This window comes from Pseudomonas sp. AKS31, assembly GCF_023634765.1.
Lineage (GTDB): Bacteria > Pseudomonadota > Gammaproteobacteria > Pseudomonadales > Pseudomonadaceae > Aquipseudomonas.
This window is the reverse complement of sequence record NZ_JAMLFX010000002.1, coordinates 660,287-677,958: the sequence shown is the minus strand read 5'-3', so window position 1 is coordinate 677,958 and position 17,672 is coordinate 660,287. Positions and strand designations below refer to the sequence as shown.

The 17,672-nt window shown below is 60.1% G+C and carries 15 protein-coding genes; 5 read left to right on the top strand and 10 right to left on the bottom strand.

The window, feature by feature from the left end:
• Positions 1-8: 8 nt before the first annotated feature.
• The 4 genes from M9827_RS09065 to M9827_RS09050 form a co-directional block, all read right to left on the bottom strand.
• On the bottom strand, positions 9-1,361 hold the full coding sequence (locus tag M9827_RS09065) for a c-type cytochrome (protein WP_250605151.1): 1,353 nt from the start codon (positions 1,359-1,361) through the stop codon (positions 9-11).
• Between the two features lie 17 nt (positions 1,362-1,378).
• Positions 1,379-3,631 (bottom strand): xanthine dehydrogenase family protein molybdopterin-binding subunit, encoded by a 2,253-nt coding sequence (locus M9827_RS09060; RefSeq protein ID WP_250605150.1) that lies wholly within the window; start codon positions 3,629-3,631, stop codon positions 1,379-1,381.
• Positions 3,631-4,086 (bottom strand): (2Fe-2S)-binding protein, encoded by a 456-nt coding sequence (locus tag M9827_RS09055; RefSeq protein ID WP_250605149.1) that lies wholly within the window; start codon positions 4,084-4,086, stop codon positions 3,631-3,633. The genes M9827_RS09060 and M9827_RS09055 overlap by 1 nt, the downstream gene beginning before the upstream one ends.
• Before the next feature lie 77 nt (positions 4,087-4,163).
• Complete coding sequence (locus M9827_RS09050) at positions 4,164-5,096, bottom strand: AraC family transcriptional regulator (RefSeq protein ID WP_250605148.1); 933 nt, start codon at positions 5,094-5,096, stop codon at positions 4,164-4,166.
• Between the two features lie 229 nt (positions 5,097-5,325).
• On the opposite strand from M9827_RS09050, the gene M9827_RS09045 reads away from it, so the two are divergent.
• Complete coding sequence (locus tag M9827_RS09045; protein ID WP_250605147.1) at positions 5,326-6,600, top strand: MFS transporter; 1,275 nt, start codon at positions 5,326-5,328, stop codon at positions 6,598-6,600.
• Here the strand turns inward: M9827_RS09045 and M9827_RS09040 are convergent.
• Positions 6,586-7,047 (bottom strand): hypothetical protein, encoded by a 462-nt coding sequence (locus M9827_RS09040; RefSeq protein ID WP_250605146.1) that lies wholly within the window; start codon positions 7,045-7,047, stop codon positions 6,586-6,588. The two genes, M9827_RS09045 and M9827_RS09040, sit on opposite strands and share 15 nt — an antisense overlap.
• A 218-nt stretch (positions 7,048-7,265) precedes the next feature.
• The gene (locus M9827_RS09035; RefSeq protein WP_250605145.1) at positions 7,266-8,171 is read right to left on the bottom strand and encodes a LysR family transcriptional regulator; all 906 of its coding nucleotides are present in this window, start codon (positions 8,169-8,171) and stop codon (positions 7,266-7,268) included.
• A 94-nt stretch (positions 8,172-8,265) separates the two neighbouring features.
• On the opposite strand from M9827_RS09035, the gene M9827_RS09030 reads away from it, so the two are divergent.
• Positions 8,266-9,432, top strand: coding sequence for an MFS transporter (locus tag M9827_RS09030; RefSeq protein WP_250605144.1), 1,167 nt, complete (start codon positions 8,266-8,268; stop codon positions 9,430-9,432).
• Between the two features lie 103 nt (positions 9,433-9,535).
• Here the strand turns inward: M9827_RS09030 and M9827_RS09025 are convergent, their stop codons facing one another.
• Positions 9,536-10,450 (bottom strand): LysR family transcriptional regulator, encoded by a 915-nt coding sequence (locus M9827_RS09025; protein WP_250605143.1) that lies wholly within the window; start codon positions 10,448-10,450, stop codon positions 9,536-9,538.
• 214 nt (positions 10,451-10,664) lie between these two features.
• On the opposite strand from M9827_RS09025, the gene M9827_RS09020 reads away from it, so the two are divergent.
• Together M9827_RS09020 and M9827_RS09015 are read left to right on the top strand one after the other, a co-directional pair.
• Positions 10,665-11,996 (top strand): nucleobase:cation symporter-2 family protein, encoded by a 1,332-nt coding sequence (locus tag M9827_RS09020; RefSeq protein ID WP_250605142.1) that lies wholly within the window; start codon positions 10,665-10,667, stop codon positions 11,994-11,996.
• 31 nt (positions 11,997-12,027) lie between these two features.
• Positions 12,028-12,537, top strand: a complete 510-nt coding sequence (locus M9827_RS09015; RefSeq protein ID WP_250605141.1) for a nucleoside deaminase — start codon at positions 12,028-12,030, stop codon at positions 12,535-12,537.
• 129 nt (positions 12,538-12,666) lie between these two features.
• Here M9827_RS09015 and M9827_RS09010 read toward each other — a convergent pair whose 3' ends face one another.
• Positions 12,667-13,026 carry a response regulator gene (locus tag M9827_RS09010; RefSeq protein WP_250605140.1) on the bottom strand — a complete coding sequence of 120 codons (360 nt, stop codon included), beginning with the start codon at positions 13,024-13,026 and terminating at the stop codon, positions 12,667-12,669.
• Positions 13,027-13,049: 23 nt separating this feature from the next.
• Complete coding sequence (locus M9827_RS09005) at positions 13,050-14,489, bottom strand: ATPase domain-containing protein (protein ID WP_250605139.1); 1,440 nt, start codon at positions 14,487-14,489, stop codon at positions 13,050-13,052.
• A 376-nt stretch (positions 14,490-14,865) separates the two neighbouring features.
• Here M9827_RS09005 and M9827_RS09000 point away from each other — a divergent pair, with 376 nt between their 5' ends.
• The gene (locus M9827_RS09000) at positions 14,866-16,320 is read left to right on the top strand and encodes a TrkH family potassium uptake protein (RefSeq protein ID WP_250605468.1); all 1,455 of its coding nucleotides are present in this window, start codon (positions 14,866-14,868) and stop codon (positions 16,318-16,320) included.
• Between the two features lie 101 nt (positions 16,321-16,421).
• Here the strand turns inward: M9827_RS09000 and M9827_RS08995 are convergent, their stop codons facing one another.
• Complete coding sequence (locus M9827_RS08995) at positions 16,422-17,666, bottom strand: saccharopine dehydrogenase family protein (protein WP_095125982.1); 1,245 nt, start codon at positions 17,664-17,666, stop codon at positions 16,422-16,424.
• Positions 17,667-17,672: the final 6 nt, after the last annotated feature.

Sequence of the window (17,672 nt, the reverse complement as noted above, 5' to 3'; positions counted from 1 at the left end):
ATATCCTCTTAGCGCATCTGCAAAATGATCGGGCTGCTGCTGGCCGGATCAGTGTGTTCACGCAACTTGCCCACCGTCTGCGCATCCACCGCACCGCCCTGATTGCCCCAAGTGCTGCGCATGAAGGTCAGCACGTCGGCGATCTGCTGATCCGACAACTGCTCACGGAAGGCCGGCATGCGATAGGCATCCGGCACACCGGCCGCCACCACACGTTGCGAACCGTTGAGGGTGATGTTGATCGCCGAGGCGCTTTCCTTGGCCAATGCCGAGGTCGCGCCGGCCAGCGGCGGCATCCATTCGGACTGGCCCTTGCCGTCCAGACCGTGGCACGAAGCACAGCGCGTGACGTAAGTATGAGCACCGGGCGAGTCCAGACGTTCCGCTGCGGATACCGCTTGATACTGCCAAGGCGCGCCATCCCGTTCGCGATCCCCGGGAAGCGACTTCAGGTAGTGGGCAATCGCGGCCAGATCCTCATCGGTCATGAACTGCGTGGAGTTGTTGAACGCCTCGGTCATCGAGCCGTAGACCACCGCGTGTTGATTGCGCCCGGTCTTGAGGAACTGCACGATTTCCGGTTCGCTCCAGCGGCCCAGCCCGGTGTTGTGATCATCACGCAGGCTCGGTGCATACCAGCCATCGAGCAAGGCGCCGGCGAGGTACGGCTTACCGGCCTCATCCAGTGCCTTCTCGTTGAACGCCAGCCCGCGCGGCGTGTGGCAACTGCCGCAGTGCCCGGCGCCTTGAACGAGGTAAGCGCCACGGTTCCACTGTTCATCCTGCGAAGGTTTGGCCGCATAAGGCTCGGCGTCGACAAACACGCCGTTCCACAGCGCAATCGGCCAGCGCAGGTTCAGCGGAAACGGAATCGAACCCGGAATATTCGCCTGTTTGACCGGCGCCACGCCTTTCATGAAGAACGCATACAGCGCCCGCACATCGTCATCACTGAGCTTGGCGTAGGACGGGTAGGGCATCGCCGGATACAGACGGCGACTGTCCGGCGCCACGCCGTGGCGCACCGCTCGGTCGAAGTCCGCGAGGCTGTAGTGGCCGATGCCGGTTTCCGTGTCCGGGGTGATATTGGTCGCGTGGATCGCGCCCAGCGGCGTGGCCATTTCCAGGCCGCCGGCGAACGGCGCGCCGCCCGGCACACTGTGGCAGGCGACGCAATCGCTGAGCCGGGCGACGTATTCGCCACGGGTGACCAGCGCCGGGTTGATGTCGGCCACGGCGATCTGATGGTTTTCCAGGCGCGAGACGGGCTCGCGGGTGACATACCAGGCCAGCAGGCCTGCCGCGACCAGGCACGGCACTGCCAGCCAGCCAGCGGTTCTTGCGAATCGGCGGTTATTCATGGACGCTCCGGCGCTGATCAAGTGAAGGTGTGTCGGCTCATGGGCAGGCTGCGCACCCGCTGACCGGTTAGCGTCGCCACCGCGTTAGCGATGGCGGGCGCGACCGCAGGCAATGGCGGTTCACCGATGCCACCCATTTTTTCCCCGCTCTCGACCACACGCACATGCACCCGTGCCATCCGCGCAGGCGGCAGGATCGGGTACAAGTCGTAGTTGCGCGCCCGGGGTTTGCCATCCACCCACACGGCTTCTTCGACCAAGGTTTGCGACAGTCCCAGCGCCACGGCGCCGTTGACCTGCGCTTCGACAATCGCCGGGTTGACGATGCTGCCCGGGTCAATCGCTTGCCAGATGTCGTGCACCTTGACCTGACCGTTCTCGATGGACACTTCGGCGATCACCGCTGTCTCCGTACCGAACGGCGAAGCCATGGCCACGCCGCGCGCACGTTTGCTGCCGTCCTCGGCGGTAAACGGGCCGCGCTTCCAGCCACCCGACAGTTCACCTACCGCTTGCAGCAATGTCGTCAGCCGTTTGTTGTCACGCAGCAAATGCAGACGCAGGTCGAACGGGTCTTTGCCGCCCTTGTCGGCCAGCTCATCAAGGAACGATTCATAGAAGAAGTCGTTGAGCGAGTTGCCCACCGAACGCCAGTAACCGAGCATCGCCGGGCCTTTGACGTAGATCTGCGCGATGCGTTTGTTGGCGATTGCGTAGGACTTGCCCGACAACCCTTCAAGCGCCGTCGGATCGAGCTTCTCACCCTGCTTGCCGGCGAGGGCTTCGGTCGGGCCTTCGGTGGCACTGATCGCCTCGATTGCCAGCGGCCAGCCGTCGCTGTCCAGCGCAGCGCGGAAATTCACCGCAGCAACCGGACGGAGCACGTCACGCAGGAACTCTTCTTCGCGACTCCAGATCAGCTTGACCGGACGGCCCACCGCTTTCGCCAGCGCGATCGCCTGCGGATAGGGACTGGCCGAGTCGTAGAGAAAATGCCGGCCGAAGAAGCCACCCAGCAGCGGCGAATGCAAGGTGATGCGCGACGGATCCAGCCCAGTGCGCTTGGCGATGTCGGCGCGGAACATGTCCGGTGCCTGATTCGGCAGCCAGACTTCCAGCGAACCGTCCGGATTGAATCGGGCCAATGCTGACGGCGGCTCCAGTTGGCCGTGGTTCAGGTATTGGTTGTGGTAAGTGGCGTCGATCCGGGTCTTGGAATCCTTGAGGATCGAAGCCACATCACCTTCATGTTCATCATCCTTGGCCGGGCCTTTATCTTCAGCGAGGCGTTTGAACCAGGCATCGCTGGAAAAATCGGCGGGCATCGGCCGCACTTTGCTCTCGGCCGTGGGTTCTTGCCAGTCGACCTGGATCGCCTCGACCGCACGTTTGGCGTGCCACCAGCGCTCGGCGACCACCGCCACGGCGCCCGGCAGACGATGCACGGAGTGCACGCCTTTCATGGCCTTGACCTGGTCTTCGTTGCGCAGGTTGCCCACCGTCATGCCCAGGCGCGGCGCATGTTGCACGGCGGCATGGAGCATGTCGTCGACCTTCAGATCAATGCTGTACAGCGCTTTACCCGTGGACTTGTCGTAGGCATCGAGGCGTTTCACCGGTTTGCCGATCCAGCGGAACTGGCTCGGATCACGCAGCTTCACGGAGGCCGGATCGGGAACCGGCAGATCCATCGCACGCTCGGCCAGTTCACCGTAGGCCAGCGAGCGGCCCGACTTGGCATGCACGACTTTGCCAGGCTCAGTGCTCAACTCGCTCACCGGCACGCCAAGTTGCTGCGCGCCCGCCTGCAACAGCATGGCGCGGGCAAGGGCGCCGAGGCGGCGCATGACCGGGTAACTCAGGCGCACCGACATGCTGCCGCCGGTGATGCGCATGCCGTTTTCCAACACCACATAGGCTTCGCCGGGCGGGGCGGCCTCGACCAGAAAGGTCGACGGATCAGCATCTAGCTCTTCGCCGACAATCTGCGCCATCGCCGTAAACGTACCTTGTCCGCCCTCCATGAACGGGCAGAGCAGACGCACGCGGTTGTCCGGACGGATTTCGAGAAACGCCGGCACCTGTGTGCCGCGTTCGGCGGTCGCCGCTGCAACGGCAGCTTGCACGCGTGTCGCCCCCAGCGGCAGGCCGAAGCCGAGGACCAGTGCGCCGACGGCAGTGCCGGTCAGAAAACGTCTGCGCGAAACATTGATCGGTTCGTGCAGATCCAGTGCTGAGGCTTGCAGTGAAGGGTCGATACGAACGTTCATCACGCGTCTCCCTTGCCGGCCAGTTCATGCACGGCGGCATGAATGGCGTTGTAAGTCCCGCAGCGGCACAGGTTGACCATCGCCGCCTCGATTTGCGCATCACTCGGCCTGGGGTTCTGTTTGAGCAGCGCGGTGGCGGCCATCACTTGCCCGGACTGGCAGTAGCCACACTGAGCGACCTGCAGATCGACCCAGGTCGCGACCACCTGTTTGCCCACGTCATCGTTTTCGATGGCCTCAATCGTGGTCACCTCGCGGCCGACCACACCGGCCACCGGCGTGACGCACGAGCGCACGACATTGCCGTCCACCAGCACCGAACAGGCGCCGCATTGCGCCAGTCCGCAGCCGTACTTGGTCCCGGTCATGCCCAGATCATCGCGGATCACCCACAACAAGGGTGTATCGGCGTCGGCATCGACCTGATAGGTCTTCTGGTTGATTCGTAGTTCCATGATTCACCCGCTGATCATCGGTTGACGTGCATTGTTATCAGCGGTGACGCGCGGCGAGGCGCATCACCGGGTTTCGTTTAGTTCGCGACTGTGCCGAGCGCTTCTGCCTCGTATGGCTGCCCGCGCAGGAGGGCGATGTCACGACTCGGCGCAGTGCCGAACAGCCGGCCGTATTCGCGGCTGAACTGCGAAGGGCTTTCATAGCCGACCGCAAACGCCGCCCGCGAAACGTCCAGGCGTTCTACCAGCATCAGTCGGCGTGCCTCGTTGAGCCGCAGCCATTTCTGGTACTGCAGCGGGCTCATGCCAGTGAGTTGGCGGAAATGATGGTGAAAGGTTGGCGCGCTCATCTGTACCCGGGCGGCCAGATCGTCGATGCGCAGGGCATCGCTGTAGTTGACCTTGAGCCAGTCAATGGCCTTGGCGATGCGATAACCCTGACCATCGACGGCCGTGATCTGTCGCAGCCGTGCGCCTTGGTCGGTATGCAGCAACCGATAGTGGATTTCGCGCAAAATCAGCGGCGCCAGCACCGGGATTGCCTCGGGTTCATCGAGCAATGCCAGCAGGCGATCGAGCGCGCCCTCCAGCGCAGACGACAGGCTGCCAATCGCGGCGCCCGTGCCCGTTGCTGGCTGGCGCTTGGCCGGCAGGCCGCTCTTGGTGATGACTTCGGCGAGCATGCTCACATCCAGTTTCAGCACCAGCCCGACACAGGGCTGTTCGGGGCTGGCGAGCATCACTTCGGAGTTGGCGGGCAAGTCCAGCGACGTCACCAGAAACCGTGACGGGTCGTAGCTGTAGCCTTCACCACCGACCCACAAGCGCTTTTCGCCGCGGCCCACGAGAATCAGGCTCGGTTCGATCATGCACACCACGGGCGGCGCTGGTTGGTCGCGACGAAACAGCGACAAGCCGGGTATGGCCGTGGCGAAGTCGCCCGGTGCGCTCACGCGCGGGTCGATGTTCAACGCCAAAGGCGATGCCTGGGGCAGGGGGGTAGGGATCATGTCGGGTCACTCCTGTTGACCGAACTCTAATCCGCGCACGAGACGTTTCCTATCCATCACCCTGCATCGCCAGAGGATCAGGCAAGCATTCAAGAGGAATGCACTAGGGAAGGGCCGGATTGACCGGGAGAATGTGTCTATCTGTTACAGGGGCAGCGCCCGAATGGGCTTCAAGCTGCGTGCCCCTGCGCATCACATCCACAGGTTTTTCGCACCACAGGTAGTTCCCATGACGTTTCCTTCTACAGATCCTTCTACAAGAACAGGTGGCTGGAGCGCCGTGCTGGCGATGTCGCTGGCCGCATTCGCCCTGGTCGCTTCAGAATTCATGCCCGTCAGTCTGCTGACGCCGATTGCGGCCGACCTGCACATCACCGAAGGCCAGGCAGGCCAGGGGATTTCCGTGTCCGGTGCCTTTGCCTTGATCACCAGCCTGCTGATTGCCTCGGTCGCCGCGCGCATCGAACGCAAGACATTGCTACTGGGGCTGACCTTGCTGATGATCGTCTCCGGTACGGTTGTCGCGGTCGCGCCGGGTTATCCGTCGTTCATGTTTGGACGTGCCTTGATCGGAATTGCAATCGGCGGTTTCTGGTCACTCTCGGCGGCGACTGCGATGCGCATGGTCAAGCCGGAACAGGTTTCGCGAGCACTGGCCATCGTCAATGGTGGTAACGCTTTGGCGACGGTCATCGCTGCTCCGGCGGGAAGCTTTCTCGGCTCGCTGATCGGCTGGCGCGGCGCATTCTTCTGTGTGGTTCCGGTTGCGGTGCTTGCCGCTGTGTGGCTGCTGATCAGCCTGCCGTCGTTTAAGGCCGAGCGCCAGGCCGGTAGCGGCAACGTGCTGCGGCTGATGAAGCAATTGCCAGTGGCCTTGGGCATGGTCGCTGTCAGCGTGTTTTTCATGGGCCAGTTCATGCTGTTCACTTACCTGCGTCCCTTTCTTGAGGGCGTGACCGGCGTCAGCGTCTCAACGTTGTCCTTGATGCTGCTGGGGCTGGGACTGGCCGGTTTTATCGGCACCTTTCTGATCGAACGGTTTATGGGGCGCGGTCTCTATCGAACCTTGACCGTCATCCCGCTGATCATGGCGGCCATCGCGCTGGCGTTGGTCAGCTTCGGCCATTCACCGGTGCTGACCGCCGTGTTGCTCGGCCTCTGGGGACTGGTGGCCACCGCTGCGCCGGTCGGCTGGTGGACATGGCTGGCGCAAACGCTGCCGGATGATGCGGAAGCCGGAGGCGGCTTGCTCGTGGCCATTGTCCAACTGGCGATCGCCGGCGGCGCAATCGTTGGCGGTCTGGCTTTTGATCTGAGCGGTTACAAAGCTACGTTTGAGCTTAGTGCCGCAGTGTTGGTTGTCGCGTCAGTGCTGGCCTGGTTGGCGGGGCGCAACGCCACGGAGGTTCATCTTGTCGAACCTGCAGCTCATTCGAGCGCTGTTTCCGGCGAAGCTGGGTCCCAATTGTCTGATCAAGCAGGAAGCTGCTCAGTGCGCCAATGACGGTTGGCTCGCGACCGAGACAGTGAAGATCACAACAAACAGCACGACGACTGCCCAGAACATCACCATGACTGTCCGCATGACGACCTTGAGGCCTTGATAAAGCCTGCGCAGCCAATGGCCTTCGGGTTGTGCTTCAGAGCGGGTTCTGAGTAGGCCTTTCAAATAAAAACCCAGGAGCGCAAGCAGTGCGCCACCTATCGCCAGCGCTGGCAGGCCGGCTACGGGGAAAATGCTTTCCCAGCGATAGAAAGAAGACCGGCTCAGGAAGACCACATAACAAGTCAGGCTGCCGTAGGGCAGCGCTCTCCACCATTTGCCGGCCAGCGCTCCGACCATCAGGCACATGATCACCATGAACGGGCTGAGGAGAATATAGAGCATCCATTCCAGTACGTTGGGCAGGTAGTCCGGGGAATGGATGCTGCGCCAGAGGTGTTCCAACATTGATCGGGTTCCTGCCTTCTAGGGAGTCATGCTGCTGCGGTGCTTCCGTGCTGCTGGACGGTATCGGCGTGTTTTTGGGTTACATGAGGGCTGTTGTGTGAATCAGGGGCTTTATGGGGGGGGCTACGCCGGAGCATGTCCGGGCGGTGGAGGGATTCGGTAAAACGTCCAAAAAAGCCATGGCCACTTCAACATCACCAGTATCCGCAAATATCAGCTTACGTCTCAGCTGACATCCGATGATTCTCCACCAAGAAGTCGACGAACAACCGCACCCGCGCCGGCATTGCCGCGCCGCCGACGAACACCGCATGAATCGGTTCCTGGTCACCGGGGTTCCAGTCTTGCAAAAGCGCAATCAGATCGCCGCGCTGCAGATCCTCGCTCACGCTGAATTCGCCGATGCGTGCAATCCCGGCACCCACTCGCGCGAGTTGTGCCAGCGCTTCACCGCTGCTGCATTCGATGTTGCCGCTGACCTTCAGGGAAAACGCTTTGCCATCGCGAATGAATGGCCAGTTGGGTTCGGCACGCTTGAAATTGAAGCGCAGGCAGTTGTGTTGTAGCAGGTCTTCCGGTTCCTGCGGGATGCCGTGGCGCTGCAGAAACTCGGGCGATGCCACCACGACCTGGCCGGTGGTGCCGATCCTGCGTGCGGTCAGCGGGCTGTCGGGAAGATGGCCGAAGCGCACCGCGACGTCGGCTTGCCCGCCAAGAATGTCGACCACTTCGTCGCCGAGGGTGAGGTCGACGACGATGTTCGGGTAACGGGCGCTGAAGGCTGCGACCAACGGAACGATGGCCAGGCGTCCATGGACAAGGGCGGCACTGACCCGTAATCGCCCCTTGGGCACGCCTTGATCGGCGATGGCTTCTTCGACCTCGTCCATGTCGGCGAGGATCCGCCGGGCACCGCGCAAAAACGCTTCGCCCTCGGCTGTGAAGGTGATCGCTCGGGTGGTGCGCAACAGCAGGCGGGTGCCCAGCCGTTGCTCGGTGCGCGCGATGATCCGACTGACCGCCGAGGGCGTCAGGCCCAGTGCACGCGCGGCGGCCGACAGGCTGCCTTCCTGCGCCACGGTGGTGAACACGCTCATTTCACCTGACCTGCCGTTGAAATCCACTTGTGCCTCCTGCGCAAAGGTGATTGCCGAAAATGCTATCTACCGCCTGAAAAGACGGGATCGTAGCATTGGCGGCATAGATAAGGAGCTTTCCATGCGTATCAATCCACCACTTGTCGCACTCGCCATTGGTGCCTTCGGCATCGGCGTTACAGAATTTGCCCCCATGGGCATGTTGCCGGGTATCGCCGCGGATCTGGGCGTATCCATTCCCGCTGCCGGTTTGCTGGTCAGCGCTTATGCGCTGGGCGTTTTGCTCGGCGCACCGCTGATGACCCTGACCACGGGCAAGATTCCCCGGCGCTCTCTGCTGATCGGGCTCATGGCGATTTTTACCCTGGGTAATCTGATGTCAGCCTTGGCCACCGATTACTACAGCCTCATGGTCGCCAGGGTGGTGACCTCACTGAACCACGGTGCCTTTTTTGGCGTTGGCTCGATCGTCGCCGCCACCCTGGTCGCCCCGGAGAAACGTGCCGGGGCGGTTGCGGCAATGTTCATGGGCCTGACCCTGGCGACCATTGGCGGTGTGCCGCTGGCCGCCTGGTTTGGCGAACTGTTCGGCTGGCGCACGGCTTTCTGGGGGATTACCGGCCTGGGCGTGGTGACGATGGCCGCGTTGTGGTTCGCCTTGCCCAACGTGCGAGCGCCGCAAAGCGTCGGTGTCATGGCGGAAATCCGCGTATTGGGCCGCGGCCCGGTGCTAGCCGCGCTGGCCCTGACTGTCGTCGGCTCAAGCGCCATGTTTACCGTGTTCACCTACATCGCACCGATCCTCAGCAGCGAGACCCATGCGTCCACCGCTTACATCACCGCCATGCTGATGCTTTACGGTGTCGGGTTGACGCTGGGCAACATGTGGGGCGGCAAGGCTGCTGACCGCTCGATCGATCGCACCCTGATCGTCTCGCTGAGCGTACTGATTGTCGTCCTGTTGGCGTTCACCGTACTGATGCGCTGGCCGCTGCCGGCCGCCGTGGCCATCCTGATTTGGGGCATCGCCAGTTTTGCCTTGGTGCCGCCGCTACAGATGCGTGTGATGGAAGCGGCCAAGGACGCGCCCAATCTGGCCTCGGCGGTGAACATCGGCGCCTTCAACTTCGGCAACGCGATTGGCGCAGCGCTGGGCGGTGCGGTGATCAGCAGCGGGTTGGGTTATCCGGCGATTTCCCTGGCCGGCGCGGCAATGGCGGGTCTGGGACTGCTGATGGTGTTGGCGTTTGCGTGGCGTTCCAGAACGGTTGAAGCGGCGGTGGTGTGACAAGCTCCGGTCAGCCTGAAACAGCCGAGCTGGCGTAGTTACAAAAGCCCTTGATCGAGGCCCGTTTTGGCGGGCCTCTTTTTCACCGCCGTGAACAGCCTAATCAAAGCGTCGTGATCTGCCCATTGCGATCCAGCTCATACACCTTGTAGCCCTGCAATTTCTCCTTCAGCCAACGCTCCGCCTTGCCCAACGGCCGCTGCCGCGCCCAGAGCAAATCGACACCAATCTGCCAGTCGGTATGCGGATACGCCGAGAGCTGCAGTTCCACCAGCTCACCTTTGGCCAGTTCTCGCTGAACCAGTTGCCGGGGCAGGGTGGCCCAGCCAAGCCCGGCGCGGACCATTTCCAATAACGCCAGATAACTTTCCGCTTGCCACAACTGGGTCGAGCGCAGGTATTCGCTGCTCGGCAGTTTGCTCGCGTGAGCGCTGAAGGCCAGGCGCCGATGAACGTGCAGGTCGTCGAAGGTGACGTTGTCGAGTTGCGCCAATGGATGCTCGGGGTGGCAGACGTGCAGCATGATCAGTTTGCCCAGTTGCTGGAACGCCAGTTCCTTGGGGTAACCGGGCTGCGAGAACGCCACGCCGAGTACCGCTTCGCCGCTGCTGACCAGTTCGCTGACGTCGCCGTACACCGGATGGCGGATGATCAGGTCGACGAAAGGGAATGCGGCTTCGAAGGCTTTGAGCACGGGCATGATCGGGCCGTACGGCGTTTCAATGGCGAGCGTCAGGCTGGTTTCGACGTTGTCCGAAAGGCAATCGGCGTGGGCTTCGAAGGTCATGCAGCGTTCGAGCACGGCTTCGGCCTGCACCAACAATTTTTGGCCACTGGCGGTGAGGGCAGGGCTGCGGTTACTGCGGTCGAACAGGTCGACGCCCAGGTCGGTTTCGAGGTTGGCAATCGCCGCGCTGATGGTCGATTGGGTCTTGCCCAGTTTGCGCCCGGCGGCAGAAAACGATCCGCTTTTGACCACTTGGACAAACATCAACAGTTGATCGAGTGAGAAGCGCAAAAGGTGGACTCCCGGGTCGAGGATAAGAATTGGAAGCAGATCACGAATGCCTGATTTTGCCATCGAAAAAAGCGATGGTTGCTAATTTGTTTCATCGTAATAAACGTTCAAATATGACCCCGCGTCAAACGATCTCCGGGGCGGATCTGACTTTCAAGCGCCCCTGAGCATGCCCGCGATCTCAACAGATGCCGCACCTTCAGGAGCGTGTGAAATGACTACACAACGCATTCATCCGGTGGACGAGGTTTTGCCACTGCGACAGTTGTTCACGTTTGGCTTGCAGCATGTTCTGGTGATGTACGCGGGGGCGGTGGCGGTACCGCTGATTCTTGGCAGTGCGATGGGGCTGACCTCGGCGCAGGTGGTGTTGCTGATCAACGCCAACCTGTTGACCTCGGGTGTGGCGACGTTGATTCAAACCCTCGGTTTCTGGAAATTCGGCGCACGGCTGCCGCTGATTCAGGGCTGCTCATTCATTGCCCTGGCGCCGATGATCATGATCGGCAAGGAATTCGGTCTCAGTCAGATTTTCGGCGCGGTGATCGCCGCAGGCTTTATCACCATTGCCCTGGCGCCGGTGTTCAGCCGCTTGCTGCGGTTTTTTCCGCCTGTGGTGATTGGCAGCCTGATCACCATTATCGGCATCTCGCTGATGCCGGCAGCGGCGATCTGGCTGGGCGGTGGCAATCCCGACTCGGCGGATTTTGGCAATCCCGCGAACCTGTTACTCGGTTTGGCCACCGTCAGCGTGACACTGGTGATCTACGCCAAATGCAAGGGCTTCCTCGGCAACCTCAGCGTACTGATCGGCCTGTTCGTCGGCAGCCTGATCGCAGCGGCCTGCGGCATGACTCACTTCAATCGGGTCAGCGAAGCGGCGTGGTTCGAACTAAGCGCACCGATGGCATTCGGCGCCCCTGAATTCGCGCCGGTGCCGATTCTGATCATGACCCTGGCGATGCTGGTGATCATGGCCGAGACCACCGGCAACTGCCTGGCGATCGGCAAATTGACCGGCAAACCGACCACGCAACAAACCCTCGGCAACGCGTTTCGCGCCGACGGCTTGTCGACCATGCTCGGGGGCTTGTTCAACAGCTTTCCTTACAACGCCTTCACCCAAAATACCGGTTTGATTGCGCTTTCGAACGTGAAAAGCCGCTTCGTCGTGGCCGCTGCCGGGGCAATCATGGTGCTGATGGGCCTGTTCCCGAAACTCGGCGCGTTGATCGCCGCAGTGCCAACGCCGGTGCTCGGTGGCTGCGCGATCGTGATGTTCGGCATGACCACCGTGGCGGGGATTCAGGAACTGTCACGGGTGCAATTCGAGGGGACGCGCAACGGCATCATCGTCGCCGTGTCGGTGAGTGTCGGCGTGCTGCCGATGTCGTTTCCGGCATTGTTCGAACACGTCGGCCCAACCCTGAAACTGGTGCTCGACAGCGGGATTTTCCTCGGAGCGATCACCGCCATCGTCCTCAACATCCTGCTCAACAACGACAAAAAACCCACTGAAACCATCGGCGCTGAACTGGCCGACTGACTGTTTGTTTTCCACTGCCCAGGAGTCACCCATGAATCAATTCACTCAGCTCATCCCGGCCGGCGTCAGCGAACTTGATCTGACGTTGCTGCGCCAGACCATCGCCCTGTCCGAGGCATCGAAGCAACGCGGTCGCCATCCGTTCGCGGCATTGGTGGCCGACCGCAACGGCAAGGTGATTGTCGAAGCGGGGAACAATTCGATGCCACCGGAAGGCGATCCGACTCAGCACGCCGAGTTGGTGGCGGCCGCAGCAGCGGCAAAACTGCTGTCACCGCAAGAGCTGGAACAGTGCACGTTGTACACCAGCGCCGAACCTTGCTGCATGTGCGCCGGCGCGGTGTATTGGACCGGGATCGGGCGGGTGGTTTATGCCTTGTCAGAACATGCCTTGCTGGGCTTGACGGGTGACCATCCGGAGAACCCGACGTTCTCGCTGCCATGCCGCGAAGTATTCGCCAAAGGGCAGCGCAAGGTCAGTGTGTTGGGGCCGATGCTGGAGGGGGAGGCGGCTGAGCCGCACAAGGGTTTTTGGTCGTAACAGGTTAGAAACCACGCTCGATTGGCGTGGTGCTGCCCCTCTAGAGACGCAGGAAGGGGCATTGAACCCGCCAATTCACAAATGAGAGCGGGCAATGCCAATGCCGAAATTGCCTTTGTCGTTGAGTATCTATGAGGCCAACAGCTTCTTTACTTCAGCCACAATCACCGCAATGTCGAACGGCTTGGGCAGCACCACGTCAAACAGATCCGAACGCTGCATGCCGATGTGCGCCTGCGCTCCACTCATGAGAATGATCGGCAAGTGTTTGACGGAAGGCTGAGCACGCACGGCTTCGGCGAATTCGAGGCCGTCCATGACCGGCATCATGAAATCAGTGATGATCAGTGCTGGCCGTTCTCTCTCCAGCACTTCGAGGGCTTTCTTGCCATTGCTGGCCGTCACCGTCATGAAACCCTCATCCTCCAGCGCAAAGCCAAGAATGTCAGCAATCAGATACTCGTCGTCGACTACCAGGATGGTGGTCATGTTATTTCAACCCGCTCGAAGACTTACGATATTGAACCAGGCAATGACTCAGATGAGACGGAAGGTTCATTTCTCAAAGCCTTTTCCAGGAACACATCTTGATCACGGATAACCACCTCGAACCGCGAAGGGTTATAAGAGCTATCACGTATCTTGAGAATGGAAAGCGTCCTGCGAAGTTCAGCGTGATTTTCAAAGAAACGCATGAGAATCAGGTTGTCGACAATACTCGACAGGTCGGAGTTCGGTGCGCTGACCTCGGAGCCGAACAGATCGCGCATTTCCCAGGAGGCGAAGACCGTAACGCCTCGCGACCGCAGCTCGTTCATCAGCGCACTGAAAAAGTCGGTGATGCGTCCCGGTGTGGTTGAAACCCGAGTCATGCCGCTGAGGCTGTCGATGAACAGGCGCTTGATACCTTTTTCATCGACCAGGCTCAGCAGGCGCGCACCGAGGCCGTCCAGCAAGCCCTCGGTGGTAGGCTGCCAGGCAATGCTCAGCGCACCGCTGTGTTCCATTTGTTCAATGTCGATGCCCAGCGAACGGCCTTTGAGTCGCAGCCGTTGCGGGCTCTCATAGAAACCGAAATGCAGGCCCGGCGCCTCGGCCGTCGACTGCGCGAGAAACTTCAGACCCAGCGTGGTTTTGCCGATCCCGGAAGGCCCCATGACGAGCGTGACGCTGGAGCTGTGCAAGCCGCCACCGAGGATGTCATCCAGCGAAACGATGCCGCTGGGAATCCGTGTCATGTCTGCGCTGTCGGGGGCGGAAGGGCGTTTGTACAGACTTTCCAGGCGCGGATAGACCACCAGGCCGTGATCGGTGATCTCGCATTCGTGAACACCGGTCAACGCGCCGCTGCCACGGGTCTTGCGCAGGTGAATGCGTCGCACCGATCGCGTGCCGAACAGCTCTTCGCCCATTTCGATGACGCCGTCGACCATTGTGTGTTCCGGGCTGCCGTCGTCCAGGCGCGAGCTGGTGAGAAACAGCACGGTGCAACCGGCGAATGCCGCGTGGCCTTGCAGTTCGGAGATGAATTTTTTGGTGTCGATCGGTGAGTCGGCCTTGGAGCGCGCGTTGAGCAAACCGTCGACGACCATGACCGTCGCTTTCTGCCGGCTGATTTCGCGCCGCAGCAGTTTCACTACTTCATCGAGGCCTTCGTTTTCCAGCGTATCGAAAGCGCTGACAAACTGTATTTCGGCGCCCACTCGCGAGGCGTCGAAAAAACTCATGGTCGACAGAAACTGAAACAGCCGGTCGTGGGACTCGGCCAGCAACGTGGCAACCAGGACGCGACCGCCATTGCGGGCATGATGGAAGCCGAGCTGATTGGCGAGGATGGTCTTGCCGGAACCGGGGCGGCCTTGAATGATGTACGAAGCACCCGCGACCAGGCCTCCCTGCAGCAGCGCGTCGAGCCCTTCGATTCCGCTTTGAAGGCGTTTTAGCTTTTCCACTATGCGACCCTGATCTGAAAAAACAGGCTTGTTAAGCCGGATGGATGAAATGCTAACGCCATTTCCTTTTTTGGGCCATGGCGGTGGAGGCAAAGTAGCGTTGGAAAGTGATGCTTGGCGAGTGACGGCATGCAATCCGGGAATAAGGACAACCTGCGCGCAAGAAGATTCGATTGCCAAATCCCGTGAACGAAAAAGCCGGCATAGTCAGGGCTTTGCCGGACCTGAGATAACGCAGGCGATGGGATTCGAACTCATGACTACCCTTTGACTCACGCAGCCTGACTGATTGCAGGTACAAATTTTACGAAGAATTTACGGAGTCTTCAGGATGGGCATCCGATACTGCGCGGTGCTAATTTGGAACGCTATTGTGATGTCCCACGCAGCAATTCGGCTTATAGGCTTCATCCTGGGTATATTTTTGATTACCCTGGCGGTAAGCATGGCTATCCCCATGATTACGCTGGTGTTTTATGAGCGTAGCGACGATCTGTCGGCCTTCCTCGGGTCGAGCCTGATTACCTTCATCTGTGGTCTGCTGTTGATCGTGCGAGGGCGTCCGGACACGGGCAATCTCCGCCCGAGGGACATGTACTTGCTGACTACCGCGAGCTGGGTCGTTGTGTGTGCCTTCGCAGCTTTACCCATGGTTTTCATCAGCGATATCAGCTACACCGATGCATTCTTCGAAACGATGTCGGGCATCACAACCACTGGCTCGACTGTACTCACCGGTTTGGATAGTTCATCTCCTGGTTTGCTGATATGGCGTTCCATGCTCCATTGGTTGGGCGGCATCGGTTTTATCGGCATGGCGGTGGCAATTCTTCCACTCTTGCGAGTCGGTGGCATGCGTCTTTTCCAGACAGAGTCCTCGGATTGGTCGGAGAAAGTGACACCGCGCTCTCATATGGCAGCCAAGTACATTCTTTTGCTCTATCTGGGCCTGACGGGTATCGGCACTTTGTTGCTCTGGCTCGCAGGAATGACGCCATTTGAAGCGGTCAACCACGCAATGTCGTTGATCTCAACCGGCGGGTTCTCAACTTCGGACTCCTCTCTTGGGCATTGGAAACAACCAGCAATTCACTGGGTGGCGGTAGTCATCATGATTCTGGGCAGCCTGCCATTCACCTTGTACGTTGCAACATGTCGGGGTAATCGGCGTGCGCTGATCAAGGATCACCAGGTCCGCGGGTTTATTGGATTCCTGCTCGTCACATCGTTGGCTGTAGGTACCTGGCTGTATTTTCACAGCGACTACGGATGGTGGGAGGCGTTTCGTATCGTGGCGGTTAATGTGACCTCGGTCGTCACGACCACTGGTATTGCGGTTGGCGATTACACCTTGTGGGGCAGCTTCGCTGTTTTGCTGTTTTTCTATCTGACCTTCGTCGGTGGCTGTTCCGGATCAACGGCAGGCGGGCTCAAAATCTTCCGTTTTCAGGTGGCTGCCGCGCTTCTGGTCAGCAGTTTGAAGCAGTTGATCCATCCTCGAGCCGTGATTCAGAAAAAATACAACGGCCATCCCATCGATGAGGAGATCTTACGCTCGCTGTTGACCTTCTCGTTTTTTTTCACCATCACGATTGCCGCCATCGCTTTGGGCCTGGCTTTGATTGGGCTTGATTGGATAACCGCATTAAGCGGTGCCGCTACGGCGGTGTGTAACGTCGGACCCGGCTTGGGCACAATCATTGGGCCGGCAGGTAATTTCTCATCACTGCCGGATGCGGCGAAATGGCTACTCACCGTCGGCATGCTGCTGGGAAGGTTGGAAATTCTGACTGTGTTGGTGCTCGTAACCCCGGTTTTCTGGAGATATTGACCCAGCGAGTCGTGCCCTGAATTTCAGTACATACAAAAACGCCGCTCAATGAGCGGCGTTTTTTGTAGCGGGCAGTGACGCGTCGCAGGTTATTGCGAGCCTCAGGCTACGCCGTTCCAGGGACGATCTCCGTTTTCGTCCTTGATGCGGGTCGGCAGACCCATTACGTCCAGCGCTTTGAGGAACGGCTCAGCCGGCAGTTCCTCGACGTTGGCCATGCGCTGCACATCCCACTCGCCGCGGGCGACCAGCAGGGCAGCGGCAACAGGCGGTACGCCGGCGGTGTAGGAAATGCCCTGGCTGTCGGTTTCGGCAAAGGCTTCCTCGTGGTCGGCCACGTTGTAGATGAACACTTCGCGCGACTGGCCATCCTTGGTGCCCTTGACCAGATCACCGATGCAGGTCTTGCCGGTGTAGCCGGGCGCCAGCGAGCTCGGATCAGGCAGCACGGCCTTGACCACTTTCAGTGGCACGACTTCCAGGCCTTCGGCGGTCTTGACCGGTTGTTCGGACAGCAGGCCGAGGTTCCTGAGGACCGTGAACACGTTGATGTAGTGCTCGCCGAAACTCATCCAGAAACGTACGTTGGGCACGTCCAGATTCTTCGACAGCGAGTGCACTTCATCGTGGCCGGTCAGGTACAGGTTCTGCGAGCCCACGACCGGCAGGTCGTCGGTGCGTTTGACTTCGAACATGGTGTTGCTGGTCCACTGACTGTTCTGCCAGCTCCACACCTGTCCGGTGAATTCACGGAAATTGATTTCCGGGTCGAAATTGGTGGCGAAATATTTGCCGTGGGAACCGGCATTGACGTCGAGAATGTCGATCGAATCAATGCGGTCGAAATACTGTTGTTGCGCCAGTGCTGCATAGGCGTTGACCACACCCGGGTCGAAGCCCACGCCGAGAATGGCGGTGATGTTCTTCTCTTGGCACTCTGCGAGGTGCTTCCACTCATAGTTGCCATACCACGGCGGGGTTTCGCAGATCTTGCCCGGTTCTTCGTGAATGGCGGTGTCGAGATAAGCGACGCCGGTATCGATGCAGGCACGCAGCACCGACATGTTGAGGAACGCGGAGCCGACGTTGATGACGATCTCGGATCCGGTTTCGCGGATCAGCGCTTTGGTCGCTTCGACATCCAGCGCATTGAGCGAGAAGGCTTTGATATCGGCGGGTTGTTTGAGGCTACCCTTGGCCTTGACGCTGTCGATGATGGCCTGGCATTTGGAGATGTTGCGCGACGCGATAGCGATACGACCGAGTTCATCGTTATGCTGCGCGCACTTGTGGGCCACCACCTTAGCGACACCTCCTGCACCAATGATAAGAACGTTCTTTTTCAATTGCTT